The sequence below is a fragment of the Arthrobacter sp. L77 genome (assembly GCF_000816565.1).
Taxonomy (GTDB): Bacteria; Actinomycetota; Actinomycetes; order Actinomycetales; family Micrococcaceae; genus Arthrobacter_D; species Arthrobacter_D antioxidans.
Window position 1 is genome coordinate 26,889 of the sequence record NZ_JWSU01000008.1, and the last position, 19,262, is coordinate 46,150.

Annotated in this window: 13 protein-coding genes and 1 tRNA gene; 12 read left to right on the forward strand and 2 right to left on the reverse strand. The window is 71.5% G+C overall.

Going from position 1 to position 19,262, the window contains the following annotated elements; genetic code table 11:
* The first annotated feature begins 1 nt into the window (after position 1).
* The 5 genes from RY94_RS15120 (at position 2) to RY94_RS15140 (ending at position 8,095) form a co-directional block, all read left to right on the forward strand.
* The gene (locus RY94_RS15120) at positions 2–1,822 is read left to right on the forward strand and encodes an ABC-F family ATP-binding cassette domain-containing protein (protein ID WP_043447165.1); all 1,821 of its coding nucleotides are present in this window, start codon (positions 2–4) and stop codon (positions 1,820–1,822) included.
* Between the two features lie 530 nt (positions 1,823–2,352).
* Positions 2,353–3,717, forward strand: coding sequence for a glycosyltransferase (locus tag RY94_RS15125; protein ID WP_231554567.1), 1,365 nt, complete (start codon positions 2,353–2,355; stop codon positions 3,715–3,717).
* Entirely contained in the window at positions 3,714–5,555 is a 1,842-nt protein-coding gene (locus RY94_RS15130; RefSeq protein ID WP_052274464.1) for a right-handed parallel beta-helix repeat-containing protein, read from the forward strand. Before RY94_RS15125 ends, RY94_RS15130 begins: the two co-directional genes overlap by 4 nt.
* Complete coding sequence (locus tag RY94_RS15135) at positions 5,552–6,631, forward strand: right-handed parallel beta-helix repeat-containing protein (RefSeq protein WP_052274465.1); 1,080 nt, start codon at positions 5,552–5,554, stop codon at positions 6,629–6,631. The genes RY94_RS15130 and RY94_RS15135 overlap by 4 nt, the downstream gene beginning before the upstream one ends.
* Positions 6,632–6,685: 54 nt before the next feature.
* Positions 6,686–8,095, forward strand: coding sequence for a UDP-glucose dehydrogenase family protein (locus RY94_RS15140; protein ID WP_052274466.1), 1,410 nt, complete (start codon positions 6,686–6,688; stop codon positions 8,093–8,095).
* Between the two features lie 75 nt (positions 8,096–8,170).
* On the opposite strand, the gene RY94_RS15145 is transcribed toward RY94_RS15140, so the two are convergent.
* Entirely contained in the window at positions 8,171–9,529 is a 1,359-nt protein-coding gene (locus RY94_RS15145) for a right-handed parallel beta-helix repeat-containing protein (protein WP_052274467.1), read from the reverse strand.
* Between the two features lie 277 nt (positions 9,530–9,806).
* Here RY94_RS15145 and RY94_RS15150 point away from each other — a divergent pair, with 277 nt between their 5' ends.
* The 5 genes from RY94_RS15150 (at position 9,807) to RY94_RS15170 (ending at position 18,263) form a co-directional block, all read left to right on the forward strand.
* Entirely contained in the window at positions 9,807–11,144 is a 1,338-nt protein-coding gene (locus RY94_RS15150; RefSeq protein ID WP_052274468.1) for an Hsp70 family protein, read from the forward strand.
* Between the two features lies 1 nt (position 11,145).
* Positions 11,146–13,338: a LuxR C-terminal-related transcriptional regulator gene (locus RY94_RS18580; RefSeq protein ID WP_052274469.1), complete on the forward strand. Its 2,193-nt coding sequence runs from the start codon at positions 11,146–11,148 to the stop codon at positions 13,336–13,338.
* Between the two features lie 124 nt (positions 13,339–13,462).
* Entirely contained in the window at positions 13,463–14,773 is a 1,311-nt protein-coding gene (locus RY94_RS15160) for an IniB N-terminal domain-containing protein (RefSeq protein WP_043447167.1), read from the forward strand.
* Between the two features lie 62 nt (positions 14,774–14,835).
* On the forward strand, positions 14,836–16,740 hold the full coding sequence (locus RY94_RS15165; RefSeq protein ID WP_052274470.1) for a dynamin family protein: 1,905 nt from the start codon (positions 14,836–14,838) through the stop codon (positions 16,738–16,740).
* The gene (locus tag RY94_RS15170) at positions 16,737–18,263 is read left to right on the forward strand and encodes a dynamin family protein (protein WP_082046419.1); all 1,527 of its coding nucleotides are present in this window, start codon (positions 16,737–16,739) and stop codon (positions 18,261–18,263) included. Before RY94_RS15165 ends, RY94_RS15170 begins: the two co-directional genes overlap by 4 nt.
* On the opposite strand, the gene RY94_RS15175 is transcribed toward RY94_RS15170, so the two are convergent.
* Positions 18,238–18,768, reverse strand: coding sequence for a hypothetical protein (locus tag RY94_RS15175; protein WP_156135208.1), 531 nt, complete (start codon positions 18,766–18,768; stop codon positions 18,238–18,240). The two genes, RY94_RS15170 and RY94_RS15175, sit on opposite strands and share 26 nt — an antisense overlap.
* Before the next feature lie 137 nt (positions 18,769–18,905).
* On the opposite strand from RY94_RS15175, the gene RY94_RS18585 reads away from it, so the two are divergent.
* A complete protein-coding gene (locus tag RY94_RS18585) occupies positions 18,906–19,034 on the forward strand; it encodes a hypothetical protein (protein ID WP_269429762.1) in 129 nt (42 codons plus the stop codon).
* 137 nt (positions 19,035–19,171) lie between these two features.
* Positions 19,172–19,243, forward strand: a tRNA-Gln gene (locus RY94_RS15180).
* Positions 19,244–19,262 lie beyond the last annotated feature (19 nt).

The window sequence follows — 19,262 nt, forward strand, 5'->3', positions numbered from 1 at the left end:
CTTGGCACACCTTCTCGGCGCCGAAAGCCTCAGCGTCGCCTTCGTCACCCGCACCATCCTGGACAACGTGTCCCTCGGCCTCGAGGCCGGCGACCGCATCGGGGTGGTGGGCCGCAACGGTGACGGCAAGTCCACCCTCATGCGGCTCCTCGCGCAGCGCAGCACCCCGGACTCCGGGAGGGTGACCAAGCGGCGCGACGTCTCCGTGGGCTACCTCGACCAGTCGGACGTGCTCGACGGCGACCTCGAGGTGGGGCGCGCCATCGTCGGCGACCAGGCGGACCACGAATGGGCGTCCAACCCGAAGATCCGCGACGTCATGGGAGGGCTCGTCTCCGAGGTGGACTGGCACGCGAAGGTGTCCTCCCTCTCCGGTGGGCAGAAGCGCCGCGTGGCCCTCGCGAAGCTGCTGATCGCGGACGACGACGTCATCATGCTCGACGAGCCCACCAACCACCTCGACGTCGAGGGCGTCGCCTGGCTGGCCCGGCACCTCCAGCAGCGCTGGCGCCCCACCGAGGGCGGCATGCTCGTGGTCACCCACGACCGCTGGTTCCTCGACGAGGTCTGCAACCACACGTGGGAGGTCCACGACGCCGTCGTCGACGACTTCGACGGCGGGTACGCGGCCTACGTCCTGGCACGCGCCGAGCGGGACCGCATGGAGTCCGTGATCGAATCCAAGCGCGTGCAGCTCGTGAAGAAGGAACTCGCGTGGCTGCGCCGCGGCGCCCCCGCCCGCACCGCGAAGCCGAAGTTCCGGATCGAGGCCGCGAACGAGCTCATCGCCGATGTCCCCGAGCCCCGCGACTCCCTGGCCCTCAGCAAGATGGCCATGTCACGGCTCGGCAAGGACGTCCTCGACCTCGAGGACGTCAGCCTGACCATCGACGACGGCGAGGGCGCCGAGCGCACACTGTTCGACAAGGTCACGCTGCGGCTCGCTCCCGGCCAGCGGCTCGGGCTCGTGGGCGTCAACGGCTCCGGCAAGACGACCCTGCTGCGGCTCCTGAACGGCGAGATCCAGCCCACCGCGGGCAAGCTCAAGCGGGGCAAGACGGTCCAGACCGCCGTGCTCTCGCAGGAGGTCAGGGAGCTCGACGACGTCAGCGACAGCCGCGTCATCGAGGTCATCGAGGCGGAGAAGCGCGTCTTCGCCGTCGGCGGCAAGGAGGTCTCGGCGAGCCAGCTCGTGGAGCAGCTCGGCTTCACCAACGAGAAGCAGTGGACGAGGGTCAGCGAGCTCTCCGGCGGCGAGCGACGTCGCCTCCAGCTCCTCCGGCTGCTCGTGGGGGAGCCCAACGTGCTGATGCTCGACGAGCCCACCAACGACCTCGACACGGACACCCTGTCCGCCATCGAGGACGTCCTGGACGGCTGGCCGGGCACCCTCGTGGTGGTCTCCCACGACCGCTACCTCCTGGAGCGCGTCACCGACACCCAGATGGCGCTGCTCGGTGACGGGAAACTGCGTGACCTGCCCGGCGGGGTGGACCAGTACCTCGAGCTGCGGAACGCCGCCGGCCCACTCACGGCCACCGGGAGTGCCGCGTCCCCGGCCATCAGCGGCGGGTCCGCCGGCAGCTCGTCCGAGGCCGAGCTGCGGCAGGCCCGCAAGGACCTCACGCGCATCGAGCGGCAGATCACCAAGGTGGACGCGCAGAAGGACAAGACGCAGAAGCAGATGAACGACGCCGGTGCACGGCCCGACGCCGACTTCGAGCACATCGCGGGCCTGAACGCCCGGCTGCAGGAGCTCCAGGCGGAGATCGGGGACCTCGAGGTGCAGTGGATGGAGACCGCCGAGATCCTCGGCGAATAGTCCAGCACGGATCGTCGGGGTTTTTCCCGGTGACGTTTCCCACGTCGCGGAACCCCCGGAGGAGCATCCCGGGCCTGCCGGGCAGGGGAGATCCCCGCAGAAGCAGGTAGTGGCGCGTAACAGCCACGTAACCGCACCGTCGTCGGCCGGCAATACGGCGACGTGTCGAACGAGTAGGGCCGTGCGTCCTTTCCCGCCCCGTCGTGGCGCGGGGAAAGGCGCACGGCCCTTTTTGCTGCATCGGAACGACCGCCGGGAACGGCGGACGGGTGTGTGGAGCAACGACCCCGCTGCGTGCTGAAGTTCCCTTGCTGCCGAGTAGGAGTGCATCCCGTCACAGGTGGTCGGGCGGAATTAGACGAGTGTTCAGCTTCCCTACCGCCTGCCCTAGTGTCGGATCAGAAGGCGGCTGATGATCATTCGGCCGCCGCCCCGCCCGCCGCACCGCAGCCCGACTGCGAAGCTGCCTGGCGATCCAAGCCCGCTGATGTGCATCCCACCCAGCCGCTCCAGCCTGCCCAAGGACTCCCTTGCATCCTCTTCTCCCCGCCGCCGCCTCCGGCACGCCCGTCGACGTCGGCCTGGCCGGCCTCGGCTCCCAGTGGTCCGCCTGGACCGCCGGCCTCGACCAGGCGGATCTCAGCGCCTTCTGGGCCGAGGTCTCGCCGTACTTCCCCGTGGCCGTCGCCGGCACGATCGTCTGGGCCCTGTGGCTGTACCGGTTCATCCTGTCGCACCGGGCGAAGCCGATCGTCACGGACCACCGCACCACCACGTCCGTGGTGGTCCCGTCCTTCCACGAGGACCCGGAGATCCTGATGAGCGCGCTCGAGTCCTGGCGCGCCCAGGGCCCGGACGAGATCATCATCGTCCTCGACGTCAAGGACCTCGACGCCTACGCCCGGATCGAGGCCCTCCAGGACCCGACGATCAAGCCGATCCTCTTCCACCACGTGGGCAAGCGGTCCGCGCTCGGCGTCGGGATCCGCCTCGCGCAGTACGAGGTCCTGGTCCTCACGGACTCTGACACCTGGTGGCAGCCCGAGCTGCTGCGCAACGTCCAGATGCCCTTCATCGATCCGCTCGTCGGCGCGGTGGGGACCCATCAGACGGTCTACATGCGGGAGACGAGCGTCTGGCGGCGCGTCGCCGACTGGCTCGTCAACCTGCGGTACCTCGACTACGTCCCGGCGATGGGTGCCGCCGGCGCCGTGCCGTGCATCTCCGGCAGGACCGCGGTCTACCGCCGGTCCGCCGTCCTGCCCGTCCTCGAGCACCTCGAGAACGAGTACTTCCTCGGCAAGCGCTGCATCTCCGGCGACGACGGCCGCCTGACCTGGCTCGTCCTGGCCTCCGGCTACAAGACCGTCCACCAGTCCACGGCGCGCGCGCTGTCCATGTTCCCCGCGAGCTTCAGCGCCTTCGTCAAGCAGCGCGTGCGGTGGAGCCGCAACTCCTACCGCTGCTACCTCACGGCCATCGGTACCGGCTGGCTCTGGCGCACGCCCTTCATCACGAAGGTCACCGTCCTGCAGATCCTGCTCACCCCCGTGACCATGGGCCTGACCATGTTCTACCTCATCTTCAACCGGCTGGACTTCACCGCGCTCGGCATCGCCGCGGCCCTGTGCTGGCTGCTCCTCGGCCGTGGCATCCGCGGGGTCTCCCATCTGCGCCGCCATCCGCGGGACATCCTCATCCTGCCGGTGCTCGCCTTCGCGGTGATCCTCGTGGCACTGCCCATCAAGCTGTACGCCTTCGCGACCATGAACAAGCAGGGCTGGCTGACCCGGCACGCCGACCAGATCGGCGGCGACGGCCAGGACGCCGTGAGCCTCGAGTCCAGGACCGACGCCGCCCCGGCGACGTCCGACACCCGGCAGGCCGTCGCATGAGCGGCCGGAAGCCAATCCTCCTCGGCCTCCTCGCGCTCGTGGTCGTCGCCCTCGTGGGTGCCGGCTTCCTGGCTGCGGGGAAGGTCTGGGACACCTCCGAGGCGGACGCCGTCGGACGCAACGAGATCGCCGCCAACGGCAACGTCCAGGGCGAGCTGTACACGGGGGACCCCCGCAGCGAGGCCCGCATCGTGAAGAGCGAGGAGGAACGCCTCGTCTACGTGCGGACCATCGCCTCCGCCGCCCGGTGGCGCGTCGACGGGCTCGAAGGCCCGTACCGTCTCACCACGGGGGCCACGAACACGCTCGTCCTCCCGGCCCGTACCGAGCCGTACACCACGGCCGACCTCCTCGCGCTCGCCCCGGACACCTTCACGCAGCAGGCGCCGTCCACGTTCCTGCTGACCGAGAACATCGTGGTCCTGCCCGGCGCCACCCTCTCCCTCAGCGGGGACGACGGCGTGACCGTGCGCCTGCGCAGCGACGAGGACGCCTTCGTCTCGATCGTCGCCCTCGGCGGCTCGCTCGCCATGGCCGGCACCGAGCAGTCCGACGTCACCGTGACCAGCTGGGACGGCACCGGAGCGGACACCGACACCTCCGACGGCCGCGCCTACGTCCGTGCCATCGGCGGGCACGCCTCGTTCTCCTACGCCACGGTGTCCTCGCTCGGGTTCTGGAGCGGGAACACGGGCGGCCTCGCCCTGACCGGCACCGACACACCCGGGACGTTCCAGGACGCCCCGGCCGCCGCGGATCCCGTGGCCCCCGCCGGCGCCCGCCTGCTGCCCGAGGCGGACCTGCGGTCGCTCGCCGACCAGACGGAACTCGACTACAGCGTCGTCACCGCCGGCATCGACCACCTGACCGTCGAGGACAACGCCTACGGGCTCTTCATCACCAACGCCCGCGACGTCGCGATCCGCGACACCGCGATCACCGGCAGCCTCGTGGACGGGCTGGTCCTGCACCGCTCCGTCACGGACGCCACCATCACCGGGACGACGTCCTCGGACAACGCGGTGGACGGCATCGCCGTCGGACGCTCCAGCGCCCGCGTGGAACTGCAGGACGTCACCGCCAGCGGCAACGGCCGCAACGGGCTCTCGCTCGACGGCCAGCCGCTCGCGGACGGCCCCAACGCCGTCGGGACCGCCGTGGTCACCTACGGCAGCAACCGCGTGGTCCGGAGCACGGTCGCGGACAACGGCCGCTACGGCATCGAACTCAGCGGCGGCGACAACCTCAGGGTCACGGGCAACACGATCCGCGGCAACGAGGTCGGCATCGTCGTGAACTACGCAGCAGAAGGAGTCAGCATCATCGACAACGAGATCCGCGACCAGCGGCAGCAGGGCATCGCGGTCCGGGACGCGGGTGCGCACGCCGACATCCGGGGCAACACCGTCTCCGGCACCGACACGGGCGTGTACGTGCGCGACGCCTCCGCCATCGTCACCGGCAACACCCTGAGTTCCATCTCCAGCCACGGCGTGACCCTCGTGGGAAGCGTGCCGGACACCCGGGTCACCGGCAACGACGTCAGCGGGGACGGCACCATCGCGATCTGGGACGAGACCTCCACCGGGGCACTGGTCGAGGAGAACGACGTCCTGGACTGGCACCCCGCCGCCACCGTCCAGAGCGTCGTGAACTCCGTCTTCCAGCCGCTGACCTTCATCTGGCTGCTGCTCGGCGCACTCCTCGTGGCCACCGCGTTCACCCGCAAACGGCACCTGCGCGTCCGCACCATCAGCAACCCCTACGAGGAGCGGGTGCCGCTGACGGCCCTGAGCCGCGGCATCGTGCGCATCGACGACGTCAGGAACGCCCGATGACGCGCCGCGGACGGATCATCGCGCTTCTCCTGGCCCTCGTGGCGCTCGCGGTGACCGCCGTCGTCGTGGTCGTCGGCCTCACCCGGGCGGACGACGACCCCGCAGCGCAGGACCCCCGGGAGTCGGCGCCCACGACCAGCCAGGACGCCGCCCCCACGCCCGCGCCCGCGCCGGCGGAGACGCCGGCCGAGTGCCCCGAACCGACGGTCACGGTGGCCACGGCGACCGAGTTCGAGGACGCGCTCGACGCCGCGAAGCCGGGAGACGTCATCGACCTCGCCCCGGGCGTCTACGAGGGCAATTTCACGGCCTCGGCCGCCGGCACCGCCGAGCAGCCCGTCATGCTGTGCGGTTCCACGGAGAGCATCCTCGACGGCGGCACCACGGAGGACGGCTACGTCCTCCACCTGGAGGACTCCGCCCACTGGGTGCTGCAGGGCTTCACGGTCCGCAACGGCCAGAAGGGCGTCATGGTGGACCAGACCACCGACACCCTGATCACGGGCCTCACCGTCACCACCATCGGTGACGAGGCCGTCCACCTGCGGAAGTTCAGCACGGACAACCGCGTCATCGGGAACACGATCAGCGACACCGGCCTGCGGAAGCCCAAGTTCGGCGAGGGCGTCTACATCGGCACGGCCGAGAGCAACTGGTGCGACATCAGCAACTGCGAGCCCGACCGCTCCGACCGCAACGAGATCGCCGGGAACACCATCTCGGGGACCACCTCCGAGAGCGTCGACATCAAGGAGGGCACCGCCGACGGCGTCCTGCGCGCCAACACCTTCGACGGCTCCGCCATCGTGGAGGCCGATTCCTGGGTGGACGTGAAGGGCCGCGGCTGGCTGATCGACGGGAACACCGGGGCGAACTCGCCCCAGGACGGCTTCCAGACCCACGAGATCGTGGACGGCTGGGGCACCGAGAATGTCTTCCGCGACAACGAGGCGCAGGTCAACGGACCGGGCCTCGGCTATTCGCTGAAGCCCGTGCGCGACAACGTCGTCGAATGCAGCAACACGGCCTCCGATGCCGGAGAAGGCCTGTCGAACGAACCCTGCACCTCCGGCTGACCCACCGACGCGTTCCCCACCCCCAGCTCCCCCCACTTCAGAAAGAGACCGACCATGAGCTTTTCCCCCGAGAACCACGGGCCCGCACCGCGGGTGACCGTCATCGGCACCGGCTACCTGGGCGCAACCCACGCCGTGTGCATGGCCATCATGGGCTTCGACGTCCTGGGCGTCGACGTGGACCAGCGCAAGATCGACATGCTGACCGCCGGCACGGTGCCCTTCTTCGAGCCGGGCCTGCCCGAGAAGCTCGAGGAGGCCCTCGCCTCCGGCCGCCTGCGCTTCAGCACCGACTTCGACGAGGCCGCGGCCTTCGGCGACGTGCACTTCGTCTGCGTCGGCACGCCCCAGGCCGCCGACTCCGCGGCGGCGGACCTGCGCTACGTGGAGTCCGCGTTCACGGCCCTGGCCACGCGGATCGACCGCAAGGCCCTGCTGGTCGGGAAGTCGACCGTCCCGATCGGCACCGCCGCCCGCATCACGGAGATGGTGCAGTCCATCTCCCCGCTCGGCGCGGACCTGGAACTCGCGTGGAACCCCGAGTTCCTCCGCGAAGGGTTCGCCGTGCAGGACACCCTGTACCCCGACCGCCTCGTCTTCGGCGTCGAATCAGCCTGGGCCGAGCAGCAGCTCCGCAGGGTCTTCAAGCCGGTCCTCGACCTGGACACCCCGGTGATCGTCGCCGACCTCGCGACCTCCGAACTGGTGAAGGTGGCCGCGAACTCCTTCCTCGCCACCAAGATCTCGTTCATCAATGCGATGGCGGAGATCTGCGAGGCCACCGGCGCCGACGTCAACCACCTCGCGAAGGCGCTCAGCCTCGACGACCGCATCGGCGGCCGGTTCCTCAAGCCGGGCCTCGGCTTCGGCGGCGGCTGCCTCCCCAAGGACATCCGGGCCTTCAAGTACCGCGCCGAGGAGCTCGGCGTCGGGCAGGCCGTGAGCTTCCTCGGCGAGGTGGACTCGATCAACAACCGCCGCCGCGTGCGCACCGTGGATCTCATCCGCGAGCTGGCCGGCGGCAGCCTCGACGGCGTCCGGGTCGCCGCGCTGGGTGCCGCGTTCAAGCCCAACTCCGACGACGTCCGTGACGCCCCGGCGCTCGACGTGGCCCGCCTGCTGTACCTCGAGGGCGCGATCGTCAGCGTGTACGACCCCGAGGCGAACGCGAACGCCCACCGCCGCTACCCCGACCTCAACTACGTGGGGTCCATGGCGGAGGCCGTGGACCAGGCCGACGTCGTCGCCCTCCTCACGGAGTGGTCCGAGTTCCGGAACGCGGACCCGGACGCGCTCGGCGCCCTCGTGAACCACCGCCGCATCGTGGACGGGCGGCACGCCCTGGACGCCAACGACTACACGTCGAAGGGCTGGCAGTACCGTGCGCTCGGCCGTCCCGCCCAGGCCGGCACGGTCGCGCTGGCCTCCGACGTCCGCGACGAGACGCCGACGCTCGTCGGCTAGCCGGGCACGACGGAAGGGCCGGGCGGGATCGTTCTCCCACCCGGCCCTTCCGTGTCCCACCGACCAGCTGTACGACTAGCGGCAGGCGATGTTGCTCAGTCCGCGGACCGCCCCGCTGGGCTTGCAGGCGACGACCGTCCCAAGGGTGGCAGACTGCACCCAGACCTCGTATCCGGGGACCCCGCCCTGTACGGTGTTGCCCGCGAAGGTGTTGCCCGTGCCCCACCCGGCGAGGACCGCGTGCACCTGGAAGGCGTCCAGCTTCGTCCCGAACCCCGTGTTGCCCTCGATCCGGTAGCCGTTGCCCTTGACGTCCACCCAGGAGTCCGCGAAGTTGGCGCCGGAGCCGCCCGCATGGGTGAAGGTATTGCCGATGATCACACCGCCCGTGGTGCCCTCCTTCACGTCGATGCCCTCCGCGGACGTGTTCGTGATGCGGTTGTTCCGCACCTCGACGCGGTCGGAGCGATCGGCCGCACCCCTGGTCCAGTTGCTCTTCGCGCTGCCCAGGTAGATGCCTTCGCCGTACTGGGGCTGCTTGAGGCCGGTGTCGTGGATGAAGGAGTTGCGGATGGCGCCGTCGGAGCTCCCGGACCGGAAGTGCACCGCCTCGGCGCCGATGGTGCCCACGTCCACGCCGTCGATGATCGTGTTCGTGGACCCGTCCAGCACGATCCCCTTGGCCGAGGACGCCACGGAGACACCCGTGATGCGCCAGTGCGAGCCGGTGACGTGCAGTCCGTAGCCGGAGGACGTCGACCCGCTGGACAGCACCGCCTTGCGGGAGCCGCGGAGGGTGATCGGGGACGCCGCCGTGCCCGAGGCCGACGCCTTGAAGGCCCCGATGTAGCGGCCGTCCTGCAGCTCGATGACCTGCCCGGGCCGTGCCTGCGCGAGGGCGGTCCTGAGCCCGGCCGCCGTGGAGACCTGGAGGACGTGCGCGGGGATGGGCCCGGGCTTCGACGTCGGCGTCGACGTCGGCGTGGCTATCGGTGCGGGTGCGGGTGTGGGTGCCGGTGCCGGTGCCGGTGTGGGGGCGGCGGGTGCGGGTGCGGCGGGCGGATGGGCGCCGACGGAGAAGTACACGGTGCTCTCCTGTCGTCCGGTGGGCGTCTCCCACCGGACATTGAGCTTATGCTCCCCGGCCCCGACGGTCACCGGCCACGCGTAGGGTGCGACGGTGTCCTGACCGAGGTAGGTGCCGTCGACCTTCCATTTCACCTTCGACCCTGCCGGCGCGTCCACGGAGGCGGTGAAGGAACCGTCGCCCTGGACGGTGCCGGCGAGCGCCTGCCCGTCGGCATGGACGAGGGGGGACGCGACCGGGGTGGGGGAGGCGACTGAGGCGGGGGAGACGGCGAGCGAGACGGCGACGGCGGCGGCGGCGGCGACCGCCGCCCGGCGGCGGGCGGTCGGGCTGGGGCAGGGGAGCATGCGCTGCTTTCTGGAGAGACCATCCCGCTGCTGCGGGCCAGTTCGTCAGAGGCTAGCGACACTCCCGGGCTGCTCCCGCAGGCTTCCTCCCAGCCTTGCAAGAAACTGTCGAACCTGACGAAATGCTTGCCGATTCTTGTGGCGGAGCCGCACCTGCTCGCCAAGTAGTCGTGCCCGAAAGACAAGTACCGGGGGCAGGTGACTACTCTCGTCCTGGCGTACGCCCGTCCTGTTAGCTGGGCTCGAGTGGTCAAGGACGAGCACGACATGGGGAGCTATGGGTTACGGTCTCAGCGTCGACGTAGGTACCAGTTTCACGGCAGCCGCCACCGTCCGAACGGACGGCGAGGGTCCCGGCGTGCCGCAGGTCCTCTCCCTCGGCAGCCGCACGGCGGCCATCCCCACCGTCGTGTTCCTCGGGGCGGACGGTACCCGGCTGGTCGGCGACGCCGCCGAACGCCGGGGCACCGCGCAGCCCGACCGCGTCGCCCGCGAGTTCAAACGGCGCATGGGTGATGACATCCCCCTCATGGTCGGCGGCGAACAGGTCCTCCCCCAGCAGCTCGTCGCCGCCGTCGTCCACTGGGTCGTGGGTGTCGCCACGGAGCGGGAGGGCGGAGCGCCCGACGTCGTCACCCTCACGCACCCCGTGGGCTGGGGCGGGCACCGCACCTCCCTGCTGCGGCAGGCCCTGGCCGAGGTCGGTATCGGCGACGTCGTCCTGCTGACCGAGCCCGAGGCGGCAGCGCTCGCGTACGCCGCGCGGGAGACGGTCCCCGCAGGCAGCACCCTCGCCGTCTACGACCTCGGCGGCGGGACCTTCGACGCGACCGTGCTCCGGAAGACCGACGCCGACACGTTCGCGGTCCTCGGCACGCCCCAGGGGCTCGAGCGGCTCGGCGGGGCGGACTTCGACCAGGAGATCTTCGATCACGTCCTCGGGAGCACGGACCTCCCGCCGGCCGACCTCGAGCCGGCACCCGAGGTCCTCGCCGCGCTGTCCCGCCTCCGGAAGGAGTGCACGGAGGCCAAGGAGGCCCTGTCCTCCGACTCCGAGGCCACGGTGTCCGTGATGATGCCCGGGGAGCATTCGCAGGTGCGCATCGTCCGGTCCGAATTCGAGGCGATGATCGAACCGGCCCTCGGTGACACGCTCGTGACCCTCCGCTCCGCCCTCGAGAGCGCGGGGGTGAGGGGCGGGGATCTCACCGCGATCCTGCTGATCGGCGGATCGTCACGCATCCCGCTGGTCGCCCAGCTCCTGTCCGAGGAGTTCGACCGCCCCCTGGCCGTCGACGTGGACCCCAAGGCATCGGTGGCCCTCGGCGCCGCCTTCGCCACCTCCGCCCTGGACGAGACGGCGGGCGGGCAGGAGCCGGCGGCGGGGGAGGAGGCCGACGGGCCGCAGGGTGGCGCACCCGTCCCGCCCACCAACGCGGCAGGGTTCGCGCGGACCGGCCCCCGCACCGCGCTCGTGGCCGCCCACGGTCCGGCGGNCACCGACCCGCCCCCCGCCGATCCTGAACCGCAGCCCACCGTCACGCTCGAAGCACCGGCGCCCGCCGATCCACCGCCGAGCGACCCCGCGCCGTCGTCCGTCACCCCGGAGTCGTGAGGTGACCGCCCACGACGTGGAGACAGGCGAGCCCTCGCTCCACGACCTGCCCCTCGACGCGGCGACCTACGAGGTGGTCCTCGCGCTGTGCCTCGGGTTCTCGATCCCCGGGCTCGTCCCGCCGCTGCTGTACAACGAGGGTGTGCCCGCCGAACAGCTGGCCGCCGAGGCGAGGGCCGCCGGCCTCGTGCGGCCGGACGGCCGCCCGACCCCCGAGCTCCGGGCGTCCATGCTGCGCGACGCCGACCCCTACCAGGTACGCCGGTTGCAGCGGGCCCTCGTGGACCTCTACTGCTCCGAATCGCTCCCCCTCGGCCCGCTCGCGCGCCGGCTCGCCGCGGACGGCCTCGTCGACGGCCGCGTGGCCGGGGTGCTGGTCGAGGAGGGCACCTCGCTGCTGGGCACCGATCCCGCTGCGGCCCTCGACCTGCTCGAACGCGCGGTCCACGCCGGAGCCGACGCCGTGGGCACGGCTCCGCGCCGGGCCGAGGCAGCGTTCTGCGCCGGCGACCTCGACGCCGCCTCCCGCATCCTCGACACCTACTTCGGGCACGGGTGCGCCGACCCGGAACCGGTGCTCCCCGATGCCGCGCGGGCCGTGCGCGTCGCCTCCGCGCTGTGGGCCCATCGGGGCATGATGTCCCGGGCGGCCGACGTGCACCGCTGGGCGGCGGGAGCAGGAGCGACCGGGGTGGAGACCCTCGGCGCGCTGGCCCTGCTCGCCACGGGCGACGCGGCGGGTGCCCGGGCGATGGCCTCGGGCGGAGCCTCGGCGGCGTCGCCGTCGCTGGTCGACGTCGCGCACCTCCTGCTCGCGGAGGGCGCCCTGCAGTCCCTCGGCCCCGACCCGTCCGGCGCCGTGCCCCTCCTCATCCGCTCGTCCGACACCCTCGACGCGAGCGGGAGGGTGTCCCCGGCCCCGGAACTGCCCGCGTGCCTCGCGGCGATCGTCGCGCTCCTCGCCGGACACCACCAGACCGCGCTCGCCGTCATCCAGGCGGCACTCGCGAGTGGGCAGGGCGGCCGGGTGTCGCGGCCCCGGCTCTGCCTCCTGGGCGGCTGGGCGGCCATGCTCATGGACCAGCCCGCCCTGGCACGGGACTTCTGCGACGAGGCCGGCGCACGGGATCAGCGCCTCGCCCCGCGGGACCACCTCCTGCTGCAGGCGCTCGAGGTGGGACTGGCCCGGCGGGCCGGGGACAGTGCGGCACTCGTCCAGGCCTGGCAGCGTGCCCGGGAGGCGCTGCTGCACGTCTCCGTGGACCTCCTCACCGTTCTCCCCTTCACCGAACTGGTCATCGCAGCAGCCCGGCTCCGCGACTCCGACGCGCTCAGGCCCCACCTCGACGAGGCATGGGCGCTGCTCTCGACGCTCGGGAACCCGCCGCTGTGGTCCGTCCCCCTGCACTGGTCCGCAACCCAGGCCGCGCTCCTGCTCGAACGCCCCGGCGACCTCGCCCCGCACGCGGCGGCGCTGGTCCATCAGCCCTCCGCCTACCCCCTGGCGGCCACTTTCGCGCTCGCCGGCAAGGCCTGGGTCTCCGTCCTCGCCGGACGCTTCGACACCGGCACCGTCGAGGCTGCAGCGCAGGGCCTCGCAGCCGCGGGGTTCGCCTGGGAGGGGGCGCGCCTGGCCGGCCACGCGGCGGCACGGGCGGACGACCGTCGGGACATGACACGGCTGCTCTCCTGCGCGCGCGATCTACGGCCTGCGCGCGAGCGGATCACGCGACCCGACGTCGGGCCTTCCCCTGCGGCCGCCGACCCGCCGGGGGGCCGGACGCCGGCGGGTGCCCGGACGGCACTCCCGCACCGGACGGCCGGCGCCGGTCCCGCAACGCGCGGTCCCGCGACGGACGGTGCCGGGGCGCCGGGAGCCGATGCCGGGATGCGGGGTCCCGGGGTCCGGAGGGCAGGGGGGCCGGCGCTCAGCGCCCGTGAACGGGAGATCGCGCAGCTGGTGCTGCAGGGACGGACCTACCGCGAGATCAGCGAGGAGATCTTCATCTCCCCGCGGACCGTGGAGCACCATGTGGCGCGCATCCGGCGCCGCGTCGGAGCGTCGTCGCGCTCCGACCTGCTGGCACGGCTTCGGCTGTCGCTCGGGACCACCTCCGCGGAGCCCTCCACCGCCGCGCCTCCACTGCAGGGCAGGGGCCCCGACCCCCTGGGTCCCCCTGACCGGGGTCGATGAAACCCCTAACGCGCCTCGGGGATCAGGGGGGCAACCACCGATGTCCCGCCCCGCCCCCCGCTCCTACGTTTGACACACGCCGACAGAGCCGCCGGCGGATCCGACCTCACCGAAGGAACATCCCATGACTACTCTCGCCTCAGACCTCCTCGACTTCCTGATGAACCTCTTCAACGACGAGGAGGCGGCCCGTGAATTCATCAGCGACCCCGAAGCCGTCCTGGCCGGCGCCGGCCTCGGCGACGTCTGCAGCGACGACGTCGACGCCGTCCTGCCCGTGGTCCTGGACTACGCCCCGGTCAGCTTCGACCGCACCTACGACACCGGCGGGAACTCCTCCGGTGATGTCGCCCCGGGTGCTCCCGGCAAGGACGGCGACGACGGCTGGGACGGTGCTCCCGGCAAGGACGGCTGGGACGGTGCTCCCGGCAGGGACGGCAGCGACGGCGACGACGGCAAGGACGGCAAGGACGGCGACGACGGCAAGGACGGCGACGACGGCAAGGACGGCGACGACGGCAAGGACGGCAAGGACGACCACGGCCACGGTCACGACGACGACAAGGACGACCACGGTCACGACGACAGCGATCACGGCCACGCGGTCCAGCAGCTGCTGCACATCGTCAACAACTACTCGTACACCACGTCCGTGGACGACCGCGACACCATCACCGACCAGTCCGTGAACCAGAACATCTGGGCCGATGGCGACGTCACCCAGTGGTTCGACAACGAGGCCATCGTCGCCTCCGGCGACCGGGCGGTCGCGGCGGACGGCGACGCCAAGGTCGACAACTCGGTGGACAACTCCGACGACCACTCGCAGGACCACTCCACCAACGTCCACGCCGGCGGCTCCTCGAATGTCGCCATCGGCAACACCAACGACTCCTACAACGACAATTCGGACAACTCGGACCGCTCCGACAACTCGATCGAGGACTCGTACAACGACAACTCCGACAACTCGCTGGAGGACTCGTACAACGACAACTCCGACAACTCCGACCGCTCGGACAACTCGGTGGACACCGACATCGACGTCGACATCGAGGACTCCCTCAACACCGACAACTCCGACCGCTCGGACAACTCGGTCGAGGACTCGTACAACGACAACTCCGACAACACCGACGTCGACGTCAGGATCGAGGACTCGTTCACGGCGGAGCAGACGACGACCACGACGGACAACTCCCTGACGGACTCGTACAACGACAACTCGGACACCACCGAGGTCGAGGTGGAGATCGAGGACTCGTTCACCCAGGACGAGTCGATCAACACCGACGTGGAGATCGAGGACTCCTTCACCGCGACCGACAACTCGAGGGACGACTTCACGTCCATCGACGACTCCGCGTTCTTCGTCGACAACGAGGTGGATGTCGAACTGGAGACCGAGATCGAGGTCGAGGATTCCTCGCTCTGATCGCAGCACGGCCTGGGCGAGCCCGACGGGGAGCTGTTCCCGTCGGGCTTGCCCGCGGTCCCATGGAACAACTCATCGGGGAGTATCACGTGGATGATCTCATTCCGCTCGTGAAGAGCGGCCTTGCGCTGGTCGCCACCGGCGACCGCGCGGACCTGCGCCACCGGCTGCAGCAGACGCTCGGACGCCTGGCCAATCCGGACATCCGCGTGATCGTGGTGGGGGAGTTCAAACAGGGCAAGAGCAAGCTCATCAATGCGCTCGTGAACGCCCCGGTCTGTCCTGTCGACGACGACATCGCCACGTCAGTGCCCACCGTGGTGGGCTTCGGGGATCCCGCCAGCGCCGCGGTGCTGATGCCCCGCACGGACGGCGGGCCGGACCACGACGGCGTCGAACGCCGCGCGATCGCCCTCGAGGACATCGCCGGGTTCGTCTCCGAACGGGGCAACCCGTCCAACCGGCAGGGCCTCGCGTCGGCGGAGGTCCTCCTCCCGCGCCGGCTCCTGGCCGACGGGCTGTCGATCATCGACTCCCCGGGGGTGGGCGGCCTCGAGTCGGCCCATGCCCTGACCACCCTCACCGCCCTGCCCACGGCCGATGCCATGCTCCTCGTCTCCGATGCCTCCCAGGAGTACACCGAGCCCGAGCTCCGCTTCCTCAGGCAGGCCACGCGGATCGTCCCGAACGTCGGCTGCGTGCTGTCCAAGACGGACCTGTATCCGCAGTGGCGGGCCGTCGCCGACCTCGACCGCGGCCATCTCTCGGAGGCGGGGATCCCGGCCCCGCTGATCCCGGTCTCCTCCGACCTCCGCCTGTTCGCATCGCAGACCAGGGACGTGGAGCTGAACCGGGAGTCGGGCTTCCCGGAACTCATCGGCTACCTCCGCAACGAGGTGGTCGGCAAGGCGCAGGCCCTGCGCCGGAAGTCGGTGGCACAGGACCTGCTCTCCACGGCCGATCACCTGCGCCTGTCCGTCACGGCCGAGCTGCAGGCACTCCAGGACCCCGAAGGCGTGCCCCTCCTCCTCGCCGACCTCGAGGAGGCCAAGGAGCGGGCGGACCAGCAGCGGAAGCGGTCCTCCCGCTGGCAGACCACCCTCAACGACGGCGCGTCCGACCTCATCAGCGACATGGAGCACGATCTCCGCGACCGGCTCCGGTCCATCCAGCGGGAAGCCGAGGCCGCCATCGACGAGGGGGATCCCGGGCTCGTCTGGGACCAGTTCGCCGAGTGGCTCGAGCAGCGCGTGGCCTCCGCGGTGTCCGACACCTTCGTGTGGACGAACGAGCGCTCGCAGTGGCTCGCCGAGCAGGTGGCCGAGCTGTTCGCGCTCGACGAGGTCCCGCTGCCGCTGCTGGAGGTCTCCAGTACGGACGGCGTCCTCGCCCCCGTGGAGGAGGTGCCGTTCCTCGACCCCGGGCACGTGAGCGCCGCGGGCAAGGTCCTGATCGGCATGCGGGGGTCCTACGGCGGTGTGCTGATGTTCGGCCTGCTCACCGGCATCATCGGCATGTCCCTCATCAATCCGCTCTCGGTCGGCGCCGGGCTCCTGCTCGGCCGCAAGGCGTACCGCGAGGACAGGGACGCCCGGCTGAAGCGTCGGCAGGGCGAGGCGAAGAGCCTGGTACGGCGCCAGATGGATGACGTCGTGTTCCAGGTGGGCAAGCAGCTCAAGGATCGGCTGCGGCTCGTCCAGCGCGAGATCCGCGACCACTTCGGCGCCCTCGCCGAGGAGCACCACCGCTCCCTGGCGGACTCCGTCGCCGCGGCGCAGCGGTCGGCGTCCACCTTCCGGCAGGAACGCGAGGCGCGCATCACGGAGCTGAAGGCCCAGCTCGCCGCGATCGACCGCCTGCACGCGCAGGCCGGGCGCCTCCTGCCGGAGCCCACGCAGGCCGCTCAGCCCGCTCAGCCCGCGCAAGCCGACGGCGACCCCACCGGCGTCGTGGGAGCGCCCGCGTGAAGGACAGCGGCGCCGTCGTGGCCCTCCTCGCGGACGCACTGCGGATCTACGACGACGACCCGGCGGTGCGTGCCGAGCTCGAGGGGTACGCGCGGCGCCTGCGCGAGCCGCTGCGCGTGGCCGTCGCCGGCATGGTCAAGGCCGGCAAGTCCACGCTCCTCAACGCGATCATCGGCGAGGAGATCGCCCCCACCGACACCGGGGAGTGCACGCGCATCATCACCTGGTACCGCTACGCGGCGACGCCCCGGATCACCCTGCATCCGGTGGAGGGCGAGCCGCGACTGCTGCCCCTCACGCGGGTGGGCGGGCGGCTCGTGTTCGACCTCGGCGGGCAGCGTGCCGAGGAGGTGGCGCGCCTCGTGGTCGACTGGCCGGCCGAGAACCTGCGCGCCCTGACGCTCATCGACACCCCGGGCATCGCCTCGCTCTCCACGGACGTCTCCGAGCGCAGCACGCGGTTCCTCACTCCGGTGGACGCACCGTCCGAGGCCGACGCCGTCATCTACCTCATGCGGCACCTGCACGCCTCGGACCTGCTGTTCCTCGAGGCCTTCCACGACACCAGCGCCGCCCGTTCGGGCACCGTGAACGCGCTCGCCGTCCTCTCGCGCGCGGACGAGGTGGGGGCGGGGCGGCTCGATTCGCTGATCGCCGCCTCCCGCATCGCCGACCGCTACCGGGCCGATCCGTCCCTCAGGTCCCTGGTGCTCGACGTCCTCCCCATGGCGGGCCTGTTGGCCCAGAGCGCGCGGACCCTCCGGCAGGCGGAGTACCAGGTGTTCGTGGCGCTGGCTGCGCTGGACAGGACGGAGAGGGAGCGCACCCTGATCTCCGCCGACCGCTTCGTCGCGGGCAGCGCGGCCCTCGGCATCTCGGCGGAGGACGCGGCGCACCTGCTGGACCGGTTCGGGATGTTCGGGCTCCGGCTGGGCGCCGCGCTGGTGCGCGGCGGCACCGGCGGAGCGACGGCGCTGGCCCACGAGCTGGCGCGGCGCAGCGGGCTCGACCAACTGATGACGCTCGTGACGCGGCAGTTCGACGCGCGGGCCACCGCCCTGCGGGTCCGGACGGCGCTGACCGGGCTCGAGGTGATCCTCGCTGCGCACCCGCGCGACGGCGCCGCACGGTTGCACGCCGGCGTCGAGAGGATCACGGCCAGCGCCCACGAGATGACCGAGCTGAAACTGCTGTCCGCGCTGCGTGCCGGCCGCGTCCCGCTGCCCGCACCTGCGGTGGTGGAGGCCGAGCGCCTGGTCGGAGGCTCCGGCACGGCCGCTGCGGACCGCCTCGGACTCGATGCGGCCGCCGACCCCGGAGAGGTGCGGTCCGCCGCGCTCGCGCGGCTGCACCGATGGCGCCTGCTGGCCGAGAACCCGCTCACCGGCCGAGGGGCACAGGAAGCGTGCCAGATCGTGGTGCGCACCTGCGAGGAACTGGCGGTCCGTGCGGGCCCCGCCCCCGGGGTGGCCGAACCGGACCCGGCGGTCGCGCCCGTCAGCGTCGGGAGCGCGCGTCCCTGAACCACCGCGACGCCGGCGGCAGCAGGCCCAGGAGGAACGCGAGGGCAGCAAGCGCCAGCTGGAGACCCGCCAGATGGACCGTGGGCTGGAACCCTGCGGAGCCGTCACCGAGCAGGGCGAACACCAGCACCACCGCACCCGCATCGAGCGCGAGCATCACGAGGAGCACCCACCGCACGCCGCCGACGCCGCGCAGCAGCGGGCGGACGAGCAGGCCCTCGGCCACCAGCACCACCGCGAAGAGCGCGAGCGTGCCCCAGAGGGCGATCGCGGCGACCTGGTCCAGCCGGGCGGCGTCCGCTGCGCCGTCGAGGCCTGCGGCGGTCTCCCGGAGGCCGGCCAGATGGGTGTCGCGGTCCAGGTAGCCGGTCACGAGCGCAGCGCCGCCGACGACGACTCCCATGAGCCACAGCGCGCCCACGGACCGGACCAGCGGGGGAGGAGGCTCCACCCTGAGCGCGGGAGGCGGGACGGCGTTGGACAACTCTGGCCGGGGAGGACGCATGCTCGTAATCTAGCCCCGCCGCGCGAGGGCTTCAATGGTCGCCCGGCGACCGCCCGGCGGCAGCGCGAGTGGTCGGGGCCGGCCGTCGAGTAGCGGGCACGCTGCCGGACCGATCCGCCGGCTTCTACCGTTGCTGCATGTCCACCACACCATCGCCCGAGCACGGTCGCCGTCGCGAGGACGGGGGGCAGTCCCGCAGCTGGACCGTCGTCGGGACCCTCGTCCTGGTGTTCGTCGTCGTCGTCGTCCTGTTCCTGCTGCTCTGACCCCGGCCGCCCGGCCCCGCCCGGTCCCGGTGCACGCGTGCCGGGGCTGTCCACGGGTGCGTCGTGGCAAAGTCCCGCGGGCATGGCAAACTAGATAACCGTGCGCACATGCCCCGGCCCACCGGGGTACGTCGCGGTCCGCCCTGGTGTAATGGCAGCACCCCAGCCTTTGGAGCTGTGGAGTATAGGTTCGAATCCTATGGGCGGAACGGGGAAGGCCGGGGTCGG